At 73.0% G+C, this 7,356-nt stretch carries 7 protein-coding genes; 6 read left to right on the top strand and 1 reads right to left on the bottom strand.

Annotated elements, in window-relative coordinates:
• From ACGFMK_RS48520 to ACGFMK_RS48500, 5 genes are all read left to right on the top strand, one after another.
• Positions 1-1,059 (top strand): DUF1996 domain-containing protein (locus tag ACGFMK_RS48520; RefSeq protein WP_392778730.1); only part of this gene is annotated, 1,059 nt, incomplete at its 5' end.
• Between the two features lie 250 nt (positions 1,060-1,309).
• Positions 1,310-1,444 carry a hypothetical protein gene (locus ACGFMK_RS48515; RefSeq protein WP_268747407.1) on the top strand — a complete coding sequence of 45 codons (135 nt, stop codon included), beginning with the start codon at positions 1,310-1,312 and terminating at the stop codon, positions 1,442-1,444.
• An 81-nt stretch (positions 1,445-1,525) separates the two neighbouring features.
• Complete coding sequence (locus tag ACGFMK_RS48510) at positions 1,526-3,709, top strand: YcaO-like family protein (RefSeq protein WP_392778728.1); 2,184 nt, start codon at positions 1,526-1,528, stop codon at positions 3,707-3,709.
• Positions 3,710-3,718: 9 nt separating this feature from the next.
• Complete coding sequence (locus tag ACGFMK_RS48505) at positions 3,719-4,960, top strand: MDR family MFS transporter (protein WP_392778725.1); 1,242 nt, start codon at positions 3,719-3,721, stop codon at positions 4,958-4,960.
• Positions 4,953-5,462, top strand: a complete 510-nt coding sequence (locus ACGFMK_RS48500; protein ID WP_392778722.1) for a GNAT family N-acetyltransferase — start codon at positions 4,953-4,955, stop codon at positions 5,460-5,462. The genes ACGFMK_RS48505 and ACGFMK_RS48500 overlap by 8 nt, the downstream gene beginning before the upstream one ends.
• On the opposite strand, the gene ACGFMK_RS48495 is transcribed toward ACGFMK_RS48500, so the two are convergent.
• Complete coding sequence (locus tag ACGFMK_RS48495) at positions 5,383-6,642, bottom strand: MFS transporter (protein ID WP_392778720.1); 1,260 nt, start codon at positions 6,640-6,642, stop codon at positions 5,383-5,385. The genes ACGFMK_RS48500 and ACGFMK_RS48495 overlap by 80 nt on opposite strands.
• 76 nt (positions 6,643-6,718) lie before the next feature.
• Here ACGFMK_RS48495 and ACGFMK_RS48490 point away from each other — a divergent pair, with 76 nt between their 5' ends.
• The gene (locus tag ACGFMK_RS48490) at positions 6,719-7,252 is read left to right on the top strand and encodes an ArsR/SmtB family transcription factor (protein WP_392778717.1); all 534 of its coding nucleotides are present in this window, start codon (positions 6,719-6,721) and stop codon (positions 7,250-7,252) included.
• Positions 7,253-7,356 lie beyond the last annotated feature (104 nt).

Raw genomic sequence — 7,356 nt, 5'->3', positions numbered from 1 at the left:
TACTTCTGGCCGGTCGTCCGCATCGACACCGGTGACGAGGAGAAGGCGGCCGCGGAAAACCCGCCCGCGAAGGCGCCGGACGCCGAGCGGGCCCAGGCCTCCCAGGAGGCGAAGACCGTCCAGGTCGCCTGCCCGGACGTCGCCAGCAAGCTCACCGACGTCCCCGACCAGGCGATGGCCGAGGTCGACGACAACCTGGACCAGCTCGACGCCCAGACCGACGAGGCCAACCAGCGCGTCGCCTCGACGCAGGGCCAGGGTGGCGCCGACTTCGTGCGCAACGCGATCCTGACACCGCTCAAGGACCGGCGCGCCGCGATCCTGGAGCGGATCGCCACCGCGATCGCCCGGTTCACGAAGAAGCCGGGCGACCTGGGCGGGCTCGCGCCGTGCGCGCCGAAGCCGGGCAAAGACACCGGCACCGGCACCGGGACGACGACCCCGCCGCCGAGCAGCACCGCCCCGAGCAGCACCGCCCCGGGTGGCGCGCTGCCGGGGCAGGACGGCAACAACGAGCTGCCGGGCAACGACGGCGTGATCCAGCGGCCGCAGAAGGTGCAGATCACCTTCCGGGGCAGCCCGGTCGGCAAGGTCGTGGCCATGCCGAAGTTCCTGCGCGTGCTCTACGGCGACGCGAAGGTGTCGACCAACGGGCCGGCCAACGCCCGCGCGAGCTGGACGTGCAGCGGCTTCGAAAACCGCGTCACCCAGCTCTACCCGATCTGCCCGCCGAACAGCAAGGTCAAGCGGATCCACACGTTCCCGAGCTGCTGGGACGGGCAGAACACCGACAGCACCAACCACCGCACGCACATCGTGTTCCCGGACCAGAACGGCCGGTGCGCCGCGGGCTTCAAGGCCGTGCCGCAGCTGCAGATCTCGCTGACCTACGACATCCCGCACGACATCCAGGTCAAGAAGCAGTACAAAGTGGACGGTTTCCCGCAGGAGCACCACAACCCGTTCTCCGACCACGACGACTTCGCCAACGTGATGTCGCAGCGGATCATGAACGGCCTGGTGAACTGCGTGAACCGCGGCAAGACCTGCCGGGCCTGATCGCACCCGGCACTCCACGAAGGACCACAAAGGACACAGGCAGAGCGAGCGCCCCGTCACCCTTCCCGGTGGCGGGGCGCTCGCGTGCGCGCGGGAAACCGTCATCCCGGGGGCATGCGTTCCTCACGGGTGCCGCCGTGCGGATCGCAACCCAGAAGACGTCGCGGTGCACGCTCGCACCACAGACTTGTCACGTCACCCCGTCCCGGAATCCACACCGGAGACACTCCGCACCGCACAGGAGGAACCCATGATCTCGACCTTCGAGCGCCCCTCGGCCGTCGTCGTCCACAACCGCGCCGTGGTGCACAACCGCGCCGTCGTCCACAACCGCGCGGTGGTCCACAACCGCGCCGTCGTGCACAACCGCGCTTCCGCCAAGTAGCACGCACCGTTCCCTGCCGCACCACGTGCCGCGGCCCCCCCCGGGGCCGCGGCACGGCCGTCTCGACCCAGGGGGTCCGCCATGCCTTCCGACGACGTACGCCTGGAGCTCACCGGGGTCGAGGTCCACGACCTGGAGCCGGCCCTGTGCCTGCTCATCACCCCGCACGGCGGCCAGTACTCGATCACCGCGCCGACCAGGGAGTTCCGCGCGTGGATCGCCCGCTGCGACGGCACCCGCACCCGGGCCGAGCTGCTCGCCGGGATGAACCCCGACTACGAGGAGGTGCTCGACGTCCTCGAAGCGGACGGCAGCCTGCACCCGGTGTCGGACGGCGCCGGACTCCTGCGCACCGCCGAGACCACCGTCCTGATCGCCGGCAGTCCCGAGCTCACCGCGCCCCTCGCGCAGCTCCTCGCCCCGGTGGGATACGCCCGGGTCGAGACGCTCTCCGACCTCGACGGGCCCTTCCCGGTCGACCCGGCCGACACCGTCGTCGTCGCCGCGTTCACCCATCCGGCATATTCGGAACTCACCGCGCTCGACGCGTTCTGCACGGACCGCGGCGTGCGCCTGCTGCCCTTCCGCTGTGAACGCGGTCAGGGCATCGCCGGCCCCGCGATCACCCCCGGCGGCCCCGGGCCCGACTTCGCCGACGTGCTCGCGCGGCGGCGCTCGGCGGCCCTGGACCCGCGGGTGATCGACGCCTTCGCCACCGCCGACCCGCCGCGCGGCCGCCGGTTCCGGCCCGGCGACACCCGCTGGATGATGAGCGTGCTCGCCGTCCAGCTCGAACGCTGGCTCGCCGGCGAACCCGCCGAGACGACCACAGGCGAGCTCGAGATCGACCCGGTCCGGCTGAGTGTGCTCCCCCGGCCCGTGTTGCCGGTCCCCGACCGGCCCCGGCCGGTGCAGGCGCGCGGCCCGCGCCCGGACCTGCTCGTCGACGACCGCACCGGGATCGTGACCGCGGTGCACGAACTCCCGCCCGCGCCGGGGATGCCCGCGCGGCTGCGGGTGTGCGCCGTGGACGTCGCGGACATGCGCCGGGTCGTCGACTGGCCCAACGACCGCCAGGCGTTCGGCACCTCCTGGCACGACTTCGACCAGGCCCGCGACTCCGCGATCGGCGAGGCCGTGGAACGCTACTGCGGCAGCTGGCTGCCCCCGGAGCGCGAGATCCGGCACGCGAGCTTTCGGCAGCTGCGCCGCGACGGCGTCCCCGCGCTCGATCCGCGCCGCCTGAACCTGTACTCCCCGCGCCAGCACGCCACACCCGGCTTCCCGTTCGCGCCGCTGACCCCCGAGACCGAATGCGCCTGGATCGAGGCTTTTTCGCACACGACAAGGGAAGCCGTGTGGGTTCCCGCCTGTCTCGTGTCGCAGGAGGCCGAGCCCGGCGGCGCCCGGTTCACCGATCCCCTGATCGCCGGCCTGGCCAGTGGCGTCAACGAAGAGCACGCCGTGACCGCGGGGCTGGAGGAGGTGCTGGAACGCGACACCACCATGCTCTGGTGGGCCAACACACCGCGGCTGCACCGGCTGCCGGTGCCGGCCGAGATCCGGGCGCTGGTCGCCGACACCACCGAGACCTACGACGTCACGTTGATCCCGCTGGACAACGAGTTCGCCGTCCCGATCGTCGCCGCCGCGGTGTTCGACCGGGCCCGGCGCTGGCTGTCGATCGGGTTCGCCACCCGCCCCGACGCGCTCGAGGCGGCCAAGAAGGCGCTCGCCGAAGGGTTCACGCTGCAGCACACCTGCCTCGCCCTCGACGACGAGCGCGAGCTCGCCGGGATGCAGGCGGACCTGCCGCACCTGTCCAACCTCAAGGCCTACCGCGCCGACCGCCGCTATCTCGACTCCTACCGCGACGACTTCGGCGACGTCGTGGACCTGCTGTGCCAGCAGCAGATCTACCTCGACCCCCGGGCCGCGACCCGGGTGGCGCCGTGGGTGCGCGATCTGGCGGTCCGGCCGTGGGAGGGCCTGCCCGCCCTCGGCGAGCGGCGGCTCAAGGCCTACCGCGAACGCGTCGAGGAGCGCGGGTTCGAGGTGATCAGCGTCGACCTGACCACCCGCGACGTCGCGGCCGCCGGCTTCCACGCCGCGCACACGATCGTGCCGGGTCTGGTGTCCAACTTCCCGGCCGGGTTCCCGTACTGGGGCGACGGCCGGATCCGCCGGGCCGCCGTGGACCTCGGCTGGCGGACGGAACCCCTGCCCGAAGAGCGGCTGAACGTGTTCCCGCTCCCCCACGCGTGAGGGGTACCGATGGCTGTCACCGAACTGCTCGGGCTGCCGCGCACCCGCGGACGGCTGCCCCTGGTCGCCGCGCAGGGCGTGGACGCGCTCGGCACGGGGCTGTTCCTCCCGTTCGCCGTCGTGTACTTCCACGCGGCGAAGGACCTCCCGCTGACGGCGGTAGGCGGCGCGCTGTCGGCCGCCGCGCTGCTGGCGCTCCCGGCCGGCCCGCTCGCGGGCCCGCTCGTCGACCGCCTCGGCGCCCGGCGGGTCGTGGTCGTCGCGAACCTGCTGCGGGTGCTGACCTTCGCCGGGTACGTCTTCGCCGGTTCCCTCTGGCAGCTGGTCGTCCTGGCGGCGCTGACGTTCTGGGGTGAAGGCCTGTTCTGGCCCGCCTCGGGCGCGCTCGTGGCGCAGGTGGCCGACGAGGGCCAGCGGGCCCGCTGGTACGCGATGGACCGCGCGCTGCGCAACGTCGGCATCGGCGTCGGCGGGCTGGCCGGCGGTGTGCTCGTCGCGTGGGGCGGGACCGGCGGGTACACCGGAATCGTCCTGCTCAACGCGGCGACCTTTCTGGTCGCGGCCGCGCTCGTCGCGTCGTGGCGGGGACCGGCCGCCGCGCCCGCGCCACCACCGCGGGAGACGGCGGCGCGCGGGGGTTATCGCGCGGTGCTCGCGGACCGGGCGTTCCGGCGGGTGCTGGTGACCGTCTTCGTGTTCGCCCTGTGCGACCTGGCGTTGACGGTGCTGCTCAGCGCGTACGTGATCGACACCCTCAGGCTGCCTTCGTGGCAGCCGGGGATCCTGTTCGCCCTCAACACCGTGCTGGTGGTGGCCGGGCAGACCGTGGTGGCGAGCCGGCTGGAAGGACACCGCAAGCCGCGGGTGCTGCAGGTCGCCGCGTTCGTGTGGGCCCTGTCGTTCCTGCTGTTCGCCGTCGTACCGTTGGCTGTGCCCGTCCCCGCGATCGTGGTGCTCACGGTGGCGACCGCGGTGTTCACCGCCGCGGAGCTGCTGCAGGCGCCGACCAGCAGCGCGCTCACCGTCGCGCTGGCCCCGCCGCACCTGCGCGGCCGCTACTTCGGGCTCGAGGAGCTGCTCTGGGGTGCCGCCCGGGTCGTCGCGCCGGTGACGTTCACCGCGCTGCTGGCCGGCGGGGCGCAGCTGCCGTGGCTCGTGCTCGCCGGGTGCTGCGCGGTGGCCTTCGCCGTCCTCAAAGGACTGAAACCGGCTCATGAGGCGGCCGAAGCGAAAGAGCCGGCGGATGCGTGACCCGGCGGAGCTGGAAGAGGTCTACCTCGCGGTCTACCGCGAGCCGCCGTACCGGGAAGACGCGGCGGACGCGGCCCGCTTCCGCGAAGCCGTGGCCGGGCACGCGCGGCTGCCGGGGTTCGCGTTGACGACCGTCCGCGACGGCGCGGGGCTCGGCGGGTTCGCCTACGGTGTCGGCCGCGACGCCGGCTGGTGGCACCCGGCCGCCGCGACACCGGCACCCCTTCCGCTGGCCCGGGGTCCGCTGTTCTACGTCTACGAACTCGCCGTCCGGCCGGGTCTGCGCGGCCGCGGCCGCGGCGGCGCGCTGCTGCGCGACCTGCTCGACGGGCGGCCCGAACCGTTCGCCGTGCTGGCGGCGGCGGCCGCGGCACCGGCGTACGCGATGTACCTGCGGTGGGGCTGGGAGCGGGTCGGCGTCCTCACGTCGGGCTCGCACCTCCTGGCGCTGCCGCTGCCCGCCCGGCCTCGCGTTCCGCGGCCACGAGCGCGTCCTCGGTGACCACGAAGAGCCCGGCCACCACGGTGAAGGCCAGCACCCCCATGACCACGAACACCGCGCGCAGGCCCAGCGCCTGGGCGAGCGCGCCGGCCGCCAGGGCGCCGAGCGACTTGGTGCCCCAGGCGACCAGGCGGTAGCTGCTGTTGAGGCGCCCGAGCAGCCGGTCGGGCGTGAGCCGCTGGCGCAGCGACACCATGACGACGTTCGACACCACGATCCCCGCCCCGCCGGCGAAGAACCCCGCCCCGACGACGCAGGGGTTCGCCGTCACCGCGAGCACGCCCACCGAAAGCCCGCCGGCGAGCCAGGCCACCCAGAGCGCCGGGATCCGCCCGAGCCGGCGCTCCACCGGTTCGGCGAGGAACGACCCGGCGACGCCGCCCGCCGCGTTGACGGCCATCAGCACCCCGAAGCCCGGTTCGGACAGGCCCATCGCCGAATCCGGGCCGACCGCGTAGAGCACGAACACGGCGAAGGTCGCGCCGGTCGCGAAGTTGAACGTGCCGACCATGACCGAGAACGTGCGCAACACCTTGTGCCGCACCAGGAAACGCAGCCCTTCGGCGATGTCGGCGCGGAGTGTGGTGCGCCCGGTCCGCTCGACCCGGTACGAGCCGCGCACCAGCAGCAGCGCCGCCACGGCCACCGCCCACAACGCCACCGGCGTGACGAGCGCGGCCAGCACCCCGGCGGCGACCAGCAGCCCGGCCAGCGGCGGCCCGGCGAACTCGTTGGCCGTCTGCTCGGCGGCGTACATCCGGCCGTTGGCGGCCGCCAGCCGCTCCCGCCCGACGACCTGCGGGACGATCGACTGCGCGGCGGTGTCGTAGATCGTCTCGGCGAACCCGACCCCCGCGGCGACCACGTACAACGCCCAGATCGACCCGCCGCCGAAGAGGGTCAGGATGGTGACGGCGGCGAGCAGTCCGCCACGGACCAGGTTCGCGCCGAGCATCGCGCGGCGGCGGTCCAGCCGGTCGACCAGCGCGCCGGCGGGGAGCGCGAAGAGCAGCCACGGCAGGGTGAAGGCGAAGGCCAGCCCGGCGATCAGCGCCGGCGACCGCGTGTAACCGACCGCCAGCAGGGGCAGTCCCACCTTCAGAACGCCGTCGGCGAGGCTCGAAAGACCGGCCGCGGTCCACAACCGCCAGTAGGTGCCGCCCAGGCCCTTCGTGTCCATGCCATGGAGAGTTGCACATCGATGGGGAATTCTCCATCGATGTGTCGGAATTCGATCGATGGACTACGCTGCGTTCATGACCGAACCCCGCCGGCGCCGGCCGGCGACCCCGCGGGAGGCGAAGGCCCTCGGCCACCCGCTGCGCCTGCGCATCATGCGGATGTGCCTGGTCGAGGAGCTGACGAACAAGCAGCTCGCCGACCGCCTCGACCGGGATCCCGGCACGGTCCTGCACCACGTACGCCAGCTGGTCGCCGCCGGGCTGCTGGAGCAGGCCCCGGTCCGCACCGGCGTGAGCGGCGCGCTGGAGAAGCCGTACCGGTCGAACAACGAGACGTGGTGGCTCGACGGCCCTCTGTCCGGCGCCGACGCCGAGACCCGGTTCGCGCCGATCGAGATCTTCCAGGAGGAGCTGGCCGCCTCCGGCCCGGAATCGGTGGCCGTGCACGAGAAGTTCCTGCTGCACCTGTCCCCCGACGAGGTCCGGGAACTGGACCGCCGCATCCTGGCGGTGCTGGACGAGTACGTCGCCACCGACCACGAGCGGCTGGACCGGCCGGCACTGGGCGGGATCTTCGTACTGCACCACGTAAAGCCGTCGCAGCGCTGACCCGATCCCCACCCGAAAGCCGTGAATGGCCCATTGAGGGACTCTGAGTCCCTCATTGGGCCATTCACGGCTTTGCCCGCAGCGTGCGCGTCAGGAGGTCAGTG

Source organism: Amycolatopsis sp. NPDC049252 (genome assembly GCF_043197175.1).
In the GTDB taxonomy this organism is placed as follows: domain Bacteria; phylum Actinomycetota; class Actinomycetes; order Mycobacteriales; family Pseudonocardiaceae; genus Amycolatopsis.
The sequence above is the reverse complement of the archived record's forward strand: the minus strand, read 5'-3'. Positions and strand labels throughout refer to the sequence as shown.

What these genes read in the sequence shown, in the direction of transcription:
- ACGFMK_RS48515 (WP_268747407.1), top strand. Translation starts at nt 1,310, where the DNA reads ATGATCTCGACCTTCGAGCGCCCCTCGGCCGTCGTCGTCCACAACCGC.
- ACGFMK_RS48510 (WP_392778728.1), top strand. Translation starts at nt 1,526, where the DNA reads ATGCCTTCCGACGACGTACGCCTGGAGCTCACCGGGGTCGAGGTCCAC.
- ACGFMK_RS48505 (WP_392778725.1), top strand. Translation starts at nt 3,719, where the DNA reads ATGGCTGTCACCGAACTGCTCGGGCTGCCGCGCACCCGCGGACGGCTG.
- ACGFMK_RS48500 (WP_392778722.1), top strand. Translation starts at nt 4,953, where the DNA reads ATGCGTGACCCGGCGGAGCTGGAAGAGGTCTACCTCGCGGTCTACCGC.
- ACGFMK_RS48495 (WP_392778720.1), bottom strand. Translation starts at nt 6,642, where the DNA reads ATGGACACGAAGGGCCTGGGCGGCACCTACTGGCGGTTGTGGACCGCG.
- ACGFMK_RS48490 (WP_392778717.1), top strand. Translation starts at nt 6,719, where the DNA reads ATGACCGAACCCCGCCGGCGCCGGCCGGCGACCCCGCGGGAGGCGAAG.